Below are 14,778 nucleotides of genomic sequence, written 5' to 3'. Positions count from 1 at the left end.
AAAAACTATCTTTGTCCCAGTTTATAACAGAATAACAAAAAGAAGCCGAATATATGAGTGTAGAAGATGCAATGATGGGCGGTATTGTCTTTAAAGGAAAGAAAGACAAACCAAAGGAAGATGGAAAAGTAAAGACTAAAGCCAAGAAGAAAGCGTATGTTACCGGAAAACATGGTTCCGGTGCTGCCAAAATGAAGGCGGATATACGGAAGAAGAGGGCGAATCGTCATAAATAAAATGATAAGATGGTAAGATGATAGGATTACATTCCCTCGTCTTACCATCTTATTATTTTACCATTCTATTTTATCATTTCGTTGGTAGTACTTCAATCCAGTAGTCATCCGGGTCGTGAATGAAGTATAGTCCCATAGATGTATTTTCGAAACATACCCATCCCATCTCTTTGTGATATTGGTGGATAGCATCATAATCACCTGCTACGCGAAAGCATAGATGGCTTTCGTTCTCTCCGAGTTCATAAGCTTGCGGATGCCCTTTGAGGCATGTCAGTTCCAGTAGGAAACCTGTGCTGCCGTCCGTCAGATAAACCAGTGTAAAAGAACCGTCTGAGGCTTCTTTGCGATGATGCTCTTTTAGTCCCAATGCCTTTTCATAGAAAGCAATGCTGCGTTCCAAGTCGGTGACATTAATATTGAAGTGGTCGAATTTAGCTTTTATTTCCATGTTGATTAATATTTAATGATGAATGAAGAATTGCTCTATGCAGCATAACAGCGCAGCTCAATTCTTCATTCTTCATTTATCACTATTTCACGAACGCTTTCACAATCTCACCCACATACATGCGTGGCTGACCATCCATAGGAGCTTGTGAAGGCATTTTCTTACATTCCAGAACAACAGACGGTTCTGTCTGATTGGCCGGATAGAAGCGTACTGTATATGTTTCGGCTTTTTCCATTTGCTCGTAAGGCTGATCGGGAGAGAGGAAGCTGAATATGACAGACTTGCCTGACGATTTGCCCAATGAACCACCGGCATTAGCCGTCATCATGGTCATGTTGAATGCATCCGATCCGATTACGAGTACTAACTTGCCTGCACCCATCTGGATAGCATTGGTGGGTAATTGGTCGGGAGCTACTTCCTTGTAGCCCGGTGTTGCATTTGAAGCAACAGGAGTAGCCGGAGTAAGCGGAGTGGCAGGGATAACCGTAACTTTTTCAGCCTCTGCCGGAGCTTTCACTTCAACTGCCGTCTTGGGTGCAATGACTATCGGACCGGAGTTGATAACACTCTTTTCTTCTTTCTTTTCTTCCGCCTGGGCCGTTTCAGTTGCTTTCTTAGCGGTGGAAGCACTCAGAGCTTCGGCTGCTCCCATAGCAAGGTCGTCTACAAAGTCAACTGTTTTTCTGCGCCATTTGGCAAGTCCGCGTACTAATTTGGTTTTTGCCTTGTTCAGCGCATATTTGTCTACAATCCATTCTTCCGCCGTATATTTTTCTTTTCCTTCGCGGTAGACATAGCGGATTTTCTCTACTTCCATTGTACACTTTTCGGGCGCACAGACAACAGAAAGCTGATAGAGAACCTTTGTACGGTCCAGTGATAGAGCGCTTGAACTGAACACAATCCATTCATCGCCCGTACCTACAATTTGTCCTTCTTCGAGGTTGGTATAGACTACGCGACTGGTGTTTTCATTCTTTTTCAACCGTGCTTCCATCCAGTTCTGCATGCGTTTGAAGATTTCTTCCTGAGACATGCCGGGAATGCTGAATTCTTTGGTGAATACTACTTTCCCATCTACTTCGGGCACTGCACCCGCCAGATACTTGCTGTCATCATCTTTGTCTTTATTCTGGTCCGCAAACACGGTTGCCGGCAGACAGACGCATAACAGTACTAAAAGAAATTGTGTCAAATTTTTCATAATAGGTATGTTTTATTGAGTTATATCGAAACTTTCGCCCCTGTGGGTTATGGACAGGAAACGGCAACCTTTGCTTTCGGCAAATTCCCGGAAAGCATTTCCGCCCTGATATTCCTCGCTGAAGTGCATAGGTACAAATATAGCGGTTTTTATCTGTTCCACGAATTGTTCCGCACCTCTCATATAATCTTTTCCGATGCGGTTGTCCACAGGAAACATGGCTACGTCTACCGAAGGGGTGGTTTGCCGGAGGTATTTCACTTCGGCAAGGAAGTCGCCTTCCGCTTTCCGGATTTCCTGTGGGGTGGACTCTTCGCTCCAATGCCAGTTATTCAAGTCTCCGGCATGAAACAGCCGGATGCCTTGCAGGTCAATCAGGAACGAGATTCCTACGTCTGTGGAACCGAATGCTTCGATACGGATATTCGGGTCTTCGTACACATCACCTTTATTAATATAGGTGGCATCCTCACGCGCAGCGCGGCGATGTTTCAGGATGTCTTTTGAGAAGATGTAGTGAATATCCGGGCGTTCGGCTTTCCATAAAAGAACTTCGCGATTAAAGTGGTCGGGGTGAAAGTGGGAAGAGAGCACATATAGTTCTCCCGGTCTTCCCAACAGATAGTCATGAACGATACCTTTATTATATTCCGTTTCAGAGGAATCTTTATAGTAATCGATAATGACCGTCACTCCGTCCGCTTCAATCGCGAAGCCGCTATGGTAAATGTAATCAAGTTTCATGCACAGGTTCAATTATAGCGCAATATTACGAAAAACACTACACAAACCTTGGCTTTTAGCTGTTATTTTTATCTAAAAGACTTACATCGGCACTTCCATCAGCAGGATATGCGAGTCTTTCAGTGTTTCCAGCTCAAAGCTGTGAGTGTCATATACACCCATGCCGTCGCGGCGTGAGAGCACTGTATCGTCCACCTTCACTTCACCTTCAATCACGAAGATGTACACACCCGCATGCGACTGGTGCATGTGATAGCCAATCTTTTTGCCTGCTTCTATCTCTCCGATGGAGAACCATGCCTGTTGCAGCATCTTGGCAGGAGCGTCACCGTCCGGTGAAACAATCAGTGTCAGTTCGTTCTTGCGCAGCAACGGTCGGATGTCATAATCCTGATAGGCCGGTGGTGTGTTCAGCTTCTCCGGCATTACCCAGATTTGCAGGAATTCTACCGGTTCGGTGTCACTGCCGTTCATTTCGCTGTGATAAATACCGGTACCGGCACTCATGGTCTGTATATCGCCCGGTGTGATGGAGCGGCTGTTCTTCTGGCTGTCGCCATGTTTCAGCTTTCCTTTCAGAGGGATGGAGATAATTTCCATGTTTTTATGTGGATGGGTACCGAAGCCTTTGCCTGGTTCTACACGGTCGTCGTTTAGTACGCGCAGGGCACCGAAGTTCATGCGGCGCGGGTTATAGTAGGTGTCGAAGCTGAAAGTATGGTGGCTGTCGAGCCAGTCATATAGAGCACGTCCACGGCTTTCCGCTTTGTCTATTACTTTTTTCATAATTAATTCCTTTCTTTTAAATGGTTGATATGTATAGATAACAAACTGGTTTTGAAAAAGTTTTGTGAGCTAAAAGCTACTTGAGCTACAAGCTACAAGTAGCTACGCTATATGGGCGCGATCATACCGCAAGGACTTGTAGCTTGTAGCTTTGTAGCTCGTAGCTATATCACTTTATTTTCCAAGGCTTTTCCGCTTGCAAAGTCTTTGATATTCTGAAGTGTGGTAGTGGCGATATTCTCCAATGCCTCACGGGTGAAGAACGCCTGATGTGAAGTGACGATGACATTGTTGAAGGAAAGCAGGCGTGCCAGTACATCATCATCGATGATGCGGTCCGACTGGTCTTCGTAGAAGTATTCGCCTTCTTCTTCGTACACGTCCAGTCCGGCGGAACCGATCTTCTTGTTCTTCAATCCTTCTATCAGTGCGTTGGTATGAATCAGTTGTCCGCGTCCGGTATTGATAATCATTACGCCCTCTTTCATCTTGCTGATGGAGTAGTCGTTAATGAGATATTTGGTCTGCTCGGTGAGCGGGCAGTGCAGGGAGATGATGTCCGAACTGTGGTAAAGTTCGTCCAGCGTGGTGTACACCACTTGATGCTCACGGGCAAAGTTATAGTCGGGGTATAGGTCATAAGCCAGTATGTTCATGCCGAAACCGCGCAGAATCATGATAAGTTTCTTGGCAATTTTTCCCGTACCGATGATGCCGACTGTCTTGCCATACATATCGAAACCAAGCAGTCCATGTAGGGAGAAGTTTCCGTCACGGGTGCGCCAAGTAGCGCGTGGAATTTTCCGGTTCAGCGACAGCATGAGAGCCACGGTATATTCTGCTACGGCATAGGGCGAGTAGGCGGGTACACGTACCACTGTGATACCACAATCGGCAGCCGCTTTCAGGTCTACATTGTTATATCCGGCACAACGCAGTGCCAATAACTTCACGCCATTGTCCGCCATCATGCGGAGCACTTCCGCGTCTGCGGTGTCGTTTACAAATATGCAGACGGCATCCACACCCTGTGTCAGTATCACATTGTGTTTGTTCAGGTGCCCTTTATAATAGCGGAGCTCAAAATCGTACTCTTTATTCTTCTCATTGAACGAAGCCTCGTCATAGGGTTTGGTGCCGAAAAAAGCAATTGTATATGCCATAATTTCTGAAATTTTTAGAATTTAATATATAGTAAGTATGTTCTCCCAATTACTTTATATATTAAGAGTATCTGTCATGCTGAGCGTAGTCGAAGCATCTACTCTCTTTGTGTTTCTATAGGGATGAGATCCTTCGACAAGCTCAGGATGACAGATACTCAATATACGAATTAATTATGCTCATTTACTTGGTATAAGCTAATGATGATGGCATACTTAGTATAAATAACACGTGTGTGAATGATAAGGTTCAGAAGTAGCAGGGGGGGACGGGTAGCCTTCCCTGTCAATTGCACACTTGCGGCAGACTAATTCTGCTCTTGCAAGAAACTAATTTCCGCGCCGCAAGAAACTAATATTTTCCTTGCATCTAATTATTCGTACATCAATTGTGTTTGTTTCTTACAATAATTATATTAGTTTCTTACAACAGATATTGTAAGAAAGTTAAATAGTTATAGTATGAATAGTTAGATGCAAGGAAAATATTAGTTTCTTGCGGCGCAGAGATTAGTTCCTTGCATGTTTGAGATTAGTTGGTTGCGAGATTGTGATTCGTTGTTTATGATTACGCGATTGTCTCCTTCCGGTTCTGTTATACATCCTCCATATCTTTTCTTTATCAGTTTCATTAGAAACAGTTTCTTTTTTCAATTAAATTTTGTCTGTGATGCATCTTTTTGCACAAAACACTTTCTGATGTGCAATATTATTGTACCTTTGCGCCCGCTAACAATTAAAAAAGATTTAGATGAGAAAAATTAGCTTGATTAGCTTTATGATGCTAATCGTTTCAACTTCAACTTTTGCAGGAGGGCTGCTGACGAATACAAATCAGCATGCTGCTTTTCTCCGCATGTTATCCCGCGGTGCTACAACAGAAATAGACGGTGCTTTGTCCAATCCGGCAGGTCTGGCATTTTTACCGGCTGACGGCTTTCATATGTCTTTGAGCATTCAGAGTGCTTTCCAAACAAGAAATATCGATGCTTCGTGCGAAGGTTTGGGGCTGAATAAGTATTATGAGGGTAAGGCATCCGCGCCTGTTATTCCCAGTTTGTTTGCTGCTTATAAGATGGGTGACTGGACACTTTCCGGCTTTTTCGGCATTACTGGCGGTGGTGGAAAAGCCTCGTTTGATGATGGTCTTCCCATGTTCGATGCTATGGTGATAGGCGGATTGGGAGCCCAAAAAATTCCGAGCAATGCCTATTCGCTGAAAAGCTATATGGATGGCAAACAGTACATCTACTCTGTACAGTTGGGTTTGACTTATAAGGCAACAGACTGGCTTTCTGTTTTTGCGGGTGGTCGTATGAACTACTTTACCGGTGGCTATCAGGGTGCATTAAATGCCAGTGCTGCTATGGATTTGCCTTCGCCTGCCGGAGGAACAATACCTGTCGGCACGGAACTTATCGGCATCGACTTGGATTGCAGCCAGACCGGATGGGGATTTACTCCGGTTATCGGCTTGGATGCTAAGTTGGGCAAGCTGAACATTGGTGCAAAGTATGAGTTTATGACTAACCTGAACATTGAGAATTCCACTAAAGAGAACTCGCTTCGTATGATTGGTGCCGCTGAAAGTGAATTGGCGGATTACAAGCATGGTGTGAACACTCCCAATGATATTCCTTCCATGCTATCTGTAGCTGCTGCTTATGAATTTCTTCCGGTGTTGCGTGCATCTGTAGAGTATCACTTCTTTGATGATAAGAGTGCGGGAATGGCCGGCGGCAAGCAGAAGCATCTGACGAAGGGAACAAACGAGTATCTGGCTGGTATTGAATGGGATGTAGTCAAGCGTCTGACTGTGAGTTTCGGTGGTCAGATTACAGACTATGGATTGTCTAACGACTATCAGAGCGACACCAGCTTTTCTTGCGATTCTTATACTTTGGGCTTTGGAGCAAAGTTGAAGTTGAGTGAAAAAGCTAATCTGAACGTGGGTTATATGTGGACAACCTATGAAGATTATACGAAAACTTCTCAGAATTATAATGGCACCGGATTGAGCGGTACGAACGTATACAGCCGTACTAACAAAGTGTTCGGTCTTAGCATCGATTACAGTTTCTGATTTCATAATTACTTATTTATATAGCAGAAGCCGTCTTGGGTATATTATACTTGAGACGGCTTTGTCATAAAGTATATCCCGAATATTTCTTTTCAATAAAACTTTTAAGGAAACGAGGATTTTTTACGGATAATATTATGTACTTTTGTTGTTACAATATCAAAGAAAGGAGTGATTATGAAAAAATATCCTGATTCCGAAGAACAAAAGCAAACGGTGAATGAACCTGCTGCGGCTTACGGGCCCGATTTAAATAGCCTGAAAGTGGAAACAGTGCAATCTGTAATGCAGATTGAGAACCCGAGAATCGTACAGGAAATACGGGACTATGCCTTGCGTCTGATGCAAGAGGAGGAAGAATATGATTATCGGAACGCTCCCTGCCAGTTTACGGTAGAGGAGTTGAAGGAGGAGTTGAGGAAGTCACGGGAAGATAGTAAAGCGGGGAGAGTATACACTACAGAAGAGGTTCTGGCGCGTAGAAGGCTATGGTAATGAATGTAGTTTGGACTGAAACTGCTCTAAATAGTTTAAAAGCAATTTATTATTACACTCTGTCGTGGAGCCAGAATGAAAGAATGGCTTCAGTTTTGAACGACTTACTTGTGAAATCATGCTTAGTTCTTATTAAGAATCCCTACGCCGGTCCTCTGGAATCATCTTTAGAAGATCAGGTAGAAGTTTATCGTTCCCTTGTTGTGCATAAGTATTATAAACTAATCTATAGGGTACTCGAAGAAACTCAAACTGTGGAAATTGCCGCAGTATGGGATGTTCGTCGGAACCCCAAAACATTGAGTGTTTAAAGATAAAGAAAGACAAAACATATGGTGCAAATCTCTTAGTTACTATACTATTGATATTTGCACCATTCTTGTTTCTTTTGCTATTTTAATCAATACTTTATCTTAGAACGAATACTGCACCAACAGATTCATTCGGTTGGCATGATGCGTAGAGTTACTGAAATCCGTGCGCCAGCCACGTAAGTATTCCGCCCCTACCTGCATATTGGGAGTTACATTCCAAAATACATTCGCTACAAGATACTGTCCGTAACGGTAGCTGCTTGGTCGGTCGTTAGGATAACCATTCTCAGAATAAAGCCGTGACATACTGTAAGTGCCGGATACGAATACCTTCGGACAGATGTTATATTGTGCTCCCGCAAACCAGCCTAACATAGGCAATGCCTGCATCTTACCCTCTTTTTCCGGGTCAGGAACAATGTCCACATTCAGGTTGCTGATGTCATTCAGATATTGTCCGATACCTTTTCCGTAAGTGGCTTGCCCGAAAATCTCCCACTTCTTGCTGAGATTGAAAGAAGTGGATGCCTGTACACCCCATCCGGTCACATCGGATGCTTTGTCGCTGAGCGTGCTGGTATAGGTCATGCTACGAACAAGGCCGCCTACACGGAGATGACTGTTTGCTCCCCAGCCATACTGGGCGTAAGCTGTGAAGTCCGGCATGCGTTGCTGGGCAACAGTAAGCTGGTCGTTGGTAGTGCCGTCTACGCTTGGTACTTCTATAGAAGCATGAAAACGCCAATTCTTCAGGCCTTTGTACGTGTAAGCAAGTTGGGTGGCACGGTAGAAACTGGCGCCGTTAGGACCTTGGTAGTCGATGGTGGAAGGCAAAGCTGCCAGGTCCATGAAGCCGCCGTATGTGTAACCTACGGTGAAGTTAAGGAACGACATGTAGGCATTACGCAATTGAAACGCTTTGTCGCCACCCCGGAAGTTACCGGCTGTGTATACCACAAAATCACCCAGCAGCCTGGTGTGACCCACCAGTTTCAGGAAGATAGTGGAAGTGCGCGCATCCATCTGGAACTGATTTTTCACTTTGCTGGAGTTGGGGATGTCGGCAGGGATAAAGTCTATGTTATCCACAATGCCCCCAAAGTCATACTCGGCTGTGGCGCGTACATATCCACCGATACCGAGGGCAAACTTCCCTTTCTTGTCCATCAGTAGGAAGCGGGGAGCTTGTGGGTCGTGGATATATCTGAACTGCGACTCGTTCATGATGCGAACGATTTCGTCACCTGCTTTGTCGAGGGTGACCATGACGATCCCGTTGGGAGCTTCGTCATCAATAACTACTTTTTCTTGCGCTTTGGCTGCGGAGGGAATAAGTCCGGCACCGCATAACAGAAACATTACTTTTAAGATTGTCTTCATTTAAGTTAGGTTTTGGTGAATGCCCATTGAACAACTTAAATGAAAAAAGGTTGAGAAGAAAGTCGAATTTACGATTTCAACTTCGGGCGGCTACTGCTCTTTATACCGGAGGTTTTCCGCCTCTTTGCGGTAGTAGAGTTTTTGTAGTTCGTGGGCATCGTATGTCTCTGCCGTATTATAAATTTCTGGTATATTATAAGATTTGAATGTGTTAAGATACATTTCCGGATTTTCTTGTGGAAGAAGGAAAGCTTTGCTTACGTTGCCATCTCGGGATACGTGGGCAAAGTAGGGACGTCCATAAACCCGGTCATCTCGTTTGGAGGCAAACACTATCCAGTGGGAATTGCTGCTCCAGGAATGATAAGAGTCGGAATAACGTCCATTGGTCTGCTTCATTTTATCAATCTTTCCGGTGGAGAGCTCCAGCATCCAGAGGTCGGTTTCAGGATGCCAGATAGGGAAGGTGCCATAATCGGACACGGAGAATAGCAGGTGTTTTCCGTCCGGTGAGCATTTGGGGAAGCTGACGGATTTACCTTCGGCTGAAGCTCTGAAAACCTCATGGATACTGTCGCCCAATTGTCCGGTTTGGGGATTGAAAGAGATGGAGTAAAGGTCATAACGCATTTGGCGTGTACTGTCGGGCTGAGGCAGATAGGGAGCACGGCAGAAATAGATGGTATGGTTATCGGCAGAGAAGCACGGAAAGGTTTCCTGATAGTTTTTTCCGGTGATGCAGGGATTATCGGTTACGGTTCCTTGTTCAAAGTCTATCAGGATGAGATCGCTGCATTTGTCAAAAACTTCCAGGCGTTCGGTGCGGTGGCTGTGCAGAATAGGGATGATTTCGGCAGTGGTGAAGATGCCGAAACGACCGTCCTGGGATATTTCTCCATAGACGGCACCGGCTGTGCGGTCTGTTTTTGTATTGATTTTGCGCAATTGTCCGTCGCGACTGTAGACCGTACCTCCTTTGCTGCCACGCACATGCATGAATGTGGTGGGATTGGCAGCACGGTTGGATGTATGGCAGTTTATGCAACTGTGGTCGGTTATATTGTTATCGGCCAGCAAGCGAGTACTGAAATTCTCTACATTGCGTTCGCAGATTTGCAGCATGTTCCATATTTCATAAGCCGGCTCTATCAATCGGTAGCTTAGACAACGGTCGATGCTGTCGGGCGAAACGTACCAATAGAAATCTTTGTAATGTATCTTTTGCTGGGAAATCTCTGCATAGACGGATATTGACAAGGTATCGCCTTTTTCATCCGCAAGCATCTGTTTCCATCGTTTCATGGGGAAACATAACTTGTGTGAGTGACTGTCATATTGATATTCTTTCTTTCCCCGGACAATGACGGAGATGGTTACTGCATCTTCCAACAGGAAATTCAGGGGGGCGATGTTGCAAGGCAGGGTGATGTCTGTATAATCAGGAAACAGGGGTGGCTGTACGGGACAGTCAGTATAGTCCTGTAATGAACGTTTTTCGCAAGAGAAAAGCGTCAGGGCTGTTATGAGTATGATGATAGTTCTTTTCATGGTTTCAGTTGTGCATAATAATAATAGAACCAATATGTTTTTCCGAATTGCTTTTCCAAAGCGCGTCCGTCTCCTTGGGCTTCCTCATGTATGGAAAGGTATTCCAGACAGTCTCTGTACACTGGGGCAGAGATGCGATAATGTTTTAATTGTTCCTGCGGATTTGCATTCTCGTCCATACACGCTATCAAGGCTTCCTGATAGAGGCGGGGAGGGGTTAAACCGAAAGTCGGATAATAATAACAGTCGTAATCTTTCTTGAAATGTTCCAGATCTTTGTTTAGCAAATGGAAACATAGCAGGTAGTCGGCAGCCATCTTGTTCTGAGGATTGTTTTCAATCAGATTAGCCAGTGAGGTGCGCCATTGGTTGGCGGAAAATAGTGTATCCTGTTGTGGAAGCATCTGGCGTTTGTGGGTCCAGTAGGGGATGGAATCACACTGTCCGGAGTTGATGATTTCCAGCCGTTCTTCTGCCCATTTCCGGTGTAAGGATGTGTGGGACAGCATACGCAGGTATTTATGGGCTACGGCATAATCTTCGTTGATTATAGCTATTTCTGCCAGTCGCCGCATCATGCGCGAGGAGCGTTGATGAGGAGTGAAAGTCATGGCAAGCATAGCTGAATGTTGGGCTTGTGCCATATCACCGCATTCCATAAGGGCATCGGGGCTTGCCATGCTGTATATGTAGCCCGTTGATTCGTTGATTTGCAATAAAAGTCCGTATGAAGCGGGTTGATAATGCTGCATGAGTTCATCGCAGAGCTTTCCTTGGCGGGCATAGGCGAGATTAGTATAATAAGCACTGAGATAGGTGGGGTGGGCATTGTCCTTATTGAGTTGGAGGACTTTATCCCAATGGCCGAAGTAAGCTTCGGAGGAGAAAGCAAGTGTTTTCTCTTCGGAAGCATTATATGCTTTGCTTAAGGTAGCTGCACTCAGGACAAAGATTACGGGCAATGCAATCCATCGCTTATCCAACCGGGGGACGAAAGCCGGCAAAATGGAGAATAGCAGAAAAAATTCCGTCAGGAGGAAGGCAAAGGGTTGGCGTAGCATGTAGTTGCTTATCAATGGATAAAAATAGGACTGTCTGGGGGTAAGGTAGTAGAAGTAACTGCCTCCAATGGGTATGAGGATGGAGAGTATCAGTAGAAAAAGAGGGAACAGACTGCTGTTGGAATGTTTGCGTTCATAGGCAATGGCTAAAAGGGTATATGCAAGGAAATGGGCACCTATGGAGCAATAGAGCAAGATAAGCATGGCTGAATGGAGTATGCTTCTTGTTCGTGCTGATGTGCTCAATGTTGGCAGTGTGAATGTCCAGATGCTGAATAGCAGTCCAAGGGACATAGAGAGCGGATATTCCAGATGACAAGACAAGGCCCATTCGGCGATGATGGGTAATAAAGCCCAAAGGGATGTGTGGCGGGTTATACCTGTCCGGGCTAATGCTATCCGGAGTCCCGACCAGGTGAGCAGGAATGTGAGGGTCAATATGCTGCTTCCTCCTCCTGTCCACAAGAAAAACTGGGTGAGGTAATCACCACAGATTTCAGTAAGGAATGCCGGTTTTTGCAGGTACGTTTGCAGGAAGTCGGATTGAAGTATACATAAAGTTATCTGTTCTTTATAGTACAGATGGTATGGATATAGCCAGAAGAAGAATATCCAACAGGCTATAAAGAATAGGGAGACGAGGATGATGTCTGTTCGTTTTCTCATGGTGCGGGCCTCCATTTTTCTATTCCAAGTTCCTTTAATTCACCGGTTTGCTGTTCATTGAACATGCTTTCGAGAGTCACGAATAAGTATCCTCCCAATGGATTCATATTCTGTTTGATGAAACAGAAGGTAGAGTCGCCAAAACTTTCGTAGATGCTTTCCCGCTGTTTCTTCAAGGTTGCTGTAATTGTATCGTTTCCTTTATGCTTATTGATTTCTTGTGATAGTAGGGCCGCTTTTTCCCCGGCGGTTTCCATTAATTCTTTCCAATGTTGCAATTGGTTGTTGAGTGGAGTGCCGGTGCCGGAACTGTTTGCGCCCATGTTGACGTGTAGCGTTCCTTCTTCTGCTATGATGAGCAGGCGTTGTACGTAAGCATTCGCCCGCCGGCTGATAGTAATATCATAGATGGAAGAATCTGCCGGAATGGAAAAGGAGAAGGTGCCGTTTGTGATATAAGCGGAATCTACTGTCTCGGGAATAGGATGAGGACGGGGAACCAGATAAATGATCTGCTCGTTGTGATCCGAAGAAATCGCTCCTTCGATATTCATCATTTTTCTGTCCGCCGTGTGGCAGCCGCTGATGATAAATAATAATATCGTAAGATAAAAGAAATGTTTATTCATATCGGTATGTTTTTCTGTTATCTTTTGGAATAAGGAGGTTGTTCCTTTTTTATATATTTCTTTTCGCTTATGAATGAAGATCGCAAAATCATTCGGATAGCGGAACAACCTCCTGTATTGGTGTTAAGTTAGAGTGTTATAGGTTGGCCTTGGCCCATGCTGTGATGAGTTTATTCTCACCGGAGTTCCAGGCTTCCTTATAGAGATCGCGGACAACATCGAGCCACTTCAGATTGCGGGTTTCCTGTGAATCGCTCGTCCCTACGGCAACGGTACCGCCGTTTGCTGTATATTCTTCGCGGAGGGTGCCGCAAATGCGGGCATATTTACCGGTATATGTATTTAAGTCACTGTTGGTTACTTTGACAGCGTAGTTGAGTTGGTCGTCGGTGCAACTGTAGTTTCCGGGGTGTGTCGGGTCTTCAGTAGCCCATTTGGACTTGTCTGCTGCATATACGGTTACACCGTCCTTGAAGAGGTAAGGGTAGTATCCGGTACCACTCATATCCTCATATACAATGCCGCAGACGGGGAACTGAGCTCCCGACTGGCCTTGTATATGTTTCAGCACGGTTGCCATTGCATCTGTATCAGCGCTGTTCTTGGTTTTCCATACTGCGGTGGCAATCCAGGTTGCAAGCTTTTCGGCTGTGGGATTGAGCATGTACACCATTCCTTTTTTGGCTACGCCGGTTTGAGCGTCTTTACCGGTTGTATATTCGTATAGTTTCACTGGGTATCCTTCGTAATTGGGATAGGATGTGGTTTCCTCTATCAACGTACCCGCCATATACTGGCCGCTACTAATCATCTTTTCACAGTTGGCAACGAGTGCTTTGTAGCCTTCTGAATTGTTTAGGAATTCATTCAATCCGGGGTCCGAATCGTTTTTCATCACTGCATTCCAAAGAGCGTTGCGCAATGTTCCTTTGCTGTCATCGCCGTCGTAGTCCCAGAACATCATGCCTTTCATGCCTAATCCTAAAAGCCATTCGCCTTTTGCGGCGATGCTTCTGGGATTGTCATAGCCGCAATAGAATACTCCGTCTTTGGTGACGTATGGAACGCTGCCTTCTGCATCCCAGTTGTCGATGACATATCCGCTGCTTTCGCTTAAGTTGACGATGTCTTTGTAGTTGACGGAACCACCGCTGTTGAAATGCGCTCTTCCGTAGAATGGGATACCGAGAACTAACTTGCTGGCTGGTACGCCGGCATTCAGGTATTCGTCAACGGAACGTTTGCAATCCCAGGAGGCGCTTGGTTTGTTCAGTGGTGATTGATGCCCGGGAGCTCCGACGAGGTCGTACGTCATGATATTGACGAAATCCACATAGGGGTCTACAGCTTTTACATCAATGTATTTCCATCCTGCTCCTTGGGGTTGCTTGTTTTTGCAATATCCGGCATAGGTCAGCAAAATACTGCTTCCCAACGTCTCACGCAAATCTTTCATGAGCAGAGTGAAATTCTCCACATCAACCAGTTCGTCATAAGCATTGCTACCGAAGGTCATACCGGGAAATTCCCAGTCAATGTCAATGCCGTCGATGCCTTCTTGCTGGACAAACTTTTTGCAATCCTGAGCGAATTGTTTGCGCATCTCCGGACTCTTCGCCAAGGCGGAGAAACCTCCGTCCTGAGAATTGCCGGAGTTAGAAACGCTATTTGTAAAAGAGAGTAATATCTTTAAATCGCTATTCCTTGCCTTCAGTTTCTTCACCTGATCGAAACGTTCTCTGTTACCTTGCAAGTCAAACTTCTGATAGACATTGCTCTTCACATAAAGTTCGGCGAAAGCATAATTGATATGTGTCATGTAAGTTGGGTCGGGAAGCGCTGTACCATAGTAGGTTACATAGCCTAATGCAATGCGCCCATTTACTTTCTCGGCCATGGTGTTCACTTCCGGAGGACCAAAACTTGGTACACCGGTTATATAGTCATCGTCGTGACAGGCACTAAGGCCCAACATAATAGCTATTGCAATAAATATTATCTTTTTCATAAGG

The 14,778-nt window shown here is 45.1% G+C and carries 14 protein-coding genes; 4 read left to right on the top strand and 10 right to left on the bottom strand.

The window, feature by feature from the left end:
* The first annotated feature begins 53 nt into the window (after window positions 1-53).
* Window positions 54-236, top strand: coding sequence for a hypothetical protein (locus QZ135_RS07055; protein ID WP_294607161.1), 183 nt, complete (start codon window positions 54-56; stop codon window positions 234-236).
* Between the two features lie 73 nt (window positions 237-309).
* On the opposite strand, the gene QZ135_RS07050 is transcribed toward QZ135_RS07055, so the two are convergent.
* The 5 genes from QZ135_RS07050 to QZ135_RS07030 all read right to left on the bottom strand — a co-directional run bounded on the left by QZ135_RS07050 (window position 310) and on the right by QZ135_RS07030 (window position 4,590).
* Window positions 310-687, bottom strand: coding sequence for a VOC family protein (locus QZ135_RS07050; RefSeq protein ID WP_294607159.1), 378 nt, complete (start codon window positions 685-687; stop codon window positions 310-312).
* Window positions 688-769: 82 nt separating this feature from the next.
* Window positions 770-1,897 (bottom strand): DUF4468 domain-containing protein, encoded by a 1,128-nt coding sequence (locus QZ135_RS07045; protein WP_294607157.1) that lies wholly within the window; start codon window positions 1,895-1,897, stop codon window positions 770-772.
* Window positions 1,898-1,909: 12 nt separating this feature from the next.
* On the bottom strand, window positions 1,910-2,641 hold the full coding sequence (locus QZ135_RS07040; RefSeq protein WP_294607155.1) for an MBL fold metallo-hydrolase: 732 nt from the start codon (window positions 2,639-2,641) through the stop codon (window positions 1,910-1,912).
* Window positions 2,642-2,722: 81 nt separating this feature from the next.
* Complete coding sequence (locus QZ135_RS07035) at window positions 2,723-3,427, bottom strand: pirin family protein (protein ID WP_007213364.1); 705 nt, start codon at window positions 3,425-3,427, stop codon at window positions 2,723-2,725.
* Between the two features lie 164 nt (window positions 3,428-3,591).
* On the bottom strand, window positions 3,592-4,590 hold the full coding sequence (locus QZ135_RS07030) for a 2-hydroxyacid dehydrogenase (RefSeq protein WP_294607153.1): 999 nt from the start codon (window positions 4,588-4,590) through the stop codon (window positions 3,592-3,594).
* A gap of 751 nt (window positions 4,591-5,341) precedes the next feature.
* Here QZ135_RS07030 and QZ135_RS07025 point away from each other — a divergent pair.
* From QZ135_RS07025 to QZ135_RS24900, 3 genes are all read left to right on the top strand, one after another.
* Entirely contained in the window at window positions 5,342-6,673 is a 1,332-nt protein-coding gene (locus QZ135_RS07025) for a hypothetical protein (RefSeq protein ID WP_294607151.1), read from the top strand.
* A gap of 177 nt (window positions 6,674-6,850) precedes the next feature.
* A complete protein-coding gene (locus QZ135_RS07020) occupies window positions 6,851-7,168 on the top strand; it encodes a hypothetical protein (RefSeq protein ID WP_294607149.1) in 318 nt (105 codons plus the stop codon).
* Window positions 7,162-7,479, top strand: coding sequence for a type II toxin-antitoxin system RelE/ParE family toxin (locus QZ135_RS24900; RefSeq protein ID WP_365978576.1), 318 nt, complete (start codon window positions 7,162-7,164; stop codon window positions 7,477-7,479). The genes QZ135_RS07020 and QZ135_RS24900 overlap by 7 nt, the downstream gene beginning before the upstream one ends.
* Before the next feature lie 102 nt (window positions 7,480-7,581).
* On the opposite strand, the gene QZ135_RS07015 is transcribed toward QZ135_RS24900, so the two are convergent.
* From QZ135_RS07015 to QZ135_RS06995, 5 genes are all read right to left on the bottom strand, one after another.
* Window positions 7,582-8,862, bottom strand: coding sequence for a DcaP family trimeric outer membrane transporter (locus tag QZ135_RS07015; protein ID WP_294607147.1), 1,281 nt, complete (start codon window positions 8,860-8,862; stop codon window positions 7,582-7,584).
* A 90-nt stretch (window positions 8,863-8,952) separates the two neighbouring features.
* Window positions 8,953-10,410, bottom strand: coding sequence for a hypothetical protein (locus QZ135_RS07010; protein ID WP_294607145.1), 1,458 nt, complete (start codon window positions 10,408-10,410; stop codon window positions 8,953-8,955).
* A complete protein-coding gene (locus QZ135_RS07005) occupies window positions 10,407-12,137 on the bottom strand; it encodes a DUF6057 family protein (protein ID WP_294607143.1) in 1,731 nt (576 codons plus the stop codon). The genes QZ135_RS07010 and QZ135_RS07005 overlap by 4 nt, the downstream gene beginning before the upstream one ends.
* Window positions 12,134-12,766 carry a DUF4369 domain-containing protein gene (locus QZ135_RS07000; protein ID WP_294607142.1) on the bottom strand — a complete coding sequence of 211 codons (633 nt, stop codon included), beginning with the start codon at window positions 12,764-12,766 and terminating at the stop codon, window positions 12,134-12,136. The genes QZ135_RS07005 and QZ135_RS07000 overlap by 4 nt, the downstream gene beginning before the upstream one ends.
* Window positions 12,767-12,902: 136 nt before the next feature.
* A complete protein-coding gene (locus QZ135_RS06995; protein ID WP_294607140.1) occupies window positions 12,903-14,774 on the bottom strand; it encodes a glycosyl hydrolase family 18 protein in 1,872 nt (623 codons plus the stop codon).
* Window positions 14,775-14,778: the final 4 nt, after the last annotated feature.

It is taken from the genome of uncultured Bacteroides sp. (genome assembly GCF_905207245.1).
Lineage (GTDB): Bacteria > Bacteroidota > Bacteroidia > Bacteroidales > Bacteroidaceae > Bacteroides.
This window is presented reverse-complemented; position numbering and strand designations above follow the sequence as displayed.

Excerpts from the sequence above, each read along its gene's own strand:
- QZ135_RS07020 (WP_294607149.1), top strand. The coding sequence starts at position 6,851 with ATGAAAAAATATCCTGATTCCGAAGAACAAAAGCAAACGGTGAATGAA.
- QZ135_RS07015 (WP_294607147.1), bottom strand. The coding sequence starts at position 8,862 with ATGAAGACAATCTTAAAAGTAATGTTTCTGTTATGCGGTGCCGGACTT.
- QZ135_RS06995 (WP_294607140.1), bottom strand. The coding sequence starts at position 14,774 with ATGAAAAAGATAATATTTATTGCAATAGCTATTATGTTGGGCCTTAGT.
- QZ135_RS24900 (WP_365978576.1), top strand. The coding sequence starts at position 7,162 with ATGGTAATGAATGTAGTTTGGACTGAAACTGCTCTAAATAGTTTAAAA.
- QZ135_RS07035 (WP_007213364.1), bottom strand. The coding sequence starts at position 3,427 with ATGAAAAAAGTAATAGACAAAGCGGAAAGCCGTGGACGTGCTCTATAT.
- QZ135_RS07025 (WP_294607151.1), top strand. The coding sequence starts at position 5,342 with ATGAGAAAAATTAGCTTGATTAGCTTTATGATGCTAATCGTTTCAACT.
- QZ135_RS07005 (WP_294607143.1), bottom strand. The coding sequence starts at position 12,137 with ATGAGAAAACGAACAGACATCATCCTCGTCTCCCTATTCTTTATAGCC.
- QZ135_RS07050 (WP_294607159.1), bottom strand. The coding sequence starts at position 687 with ATGGAAATAAAAGCTAAATTCGACCACTTCAATATTAATGTCACCGAC.
- QZ135_RS07040 (WP_294607155.1), bottom strand. The coding sequence starts at position 2,641 with ATGAAACTTGATTACATTTACCATAGCGGCTTCGCGATTGAAGCGGAC.
- QZ135_RS07055 (WP_294607161.1), top strand. The coding sequence starts at position 54 with ATGAGTGTAGAAGATGCAATGATGGGCGGTATTGTCTTTAAAGGAAAG.
- QZ135_RS07045 (WP_294607157.1), bottom strand. The coding sequence starts at position 1,897 with ATGAAAAATTTGACACAATTTCTTTTAGTACTGTTATGCGTCTGTCTG.
- QZ135_RS07000 (WP_294607142.1), bottom strand. The coding sequence starts at position 12,766 with ATGAATAAACATTTCTTTTATCTTACGATATTATTATTTATCATCAGC.
- QZ135_RS07030 (WP_294607153.1), bottom strand. The coding sequence starts at position 4,590 with ATGGCATATACAATTGCTTTTTTCGGCACCAAACCCTATGACGAGGCT.
- QZ135_RS07010 (WP_294607145.1), bottom strand. The coding sequence starts at position 10,410 with ATGAAAAGAACTATCATCATACTCATAACAGCCCTGACGCTTTTCTCT.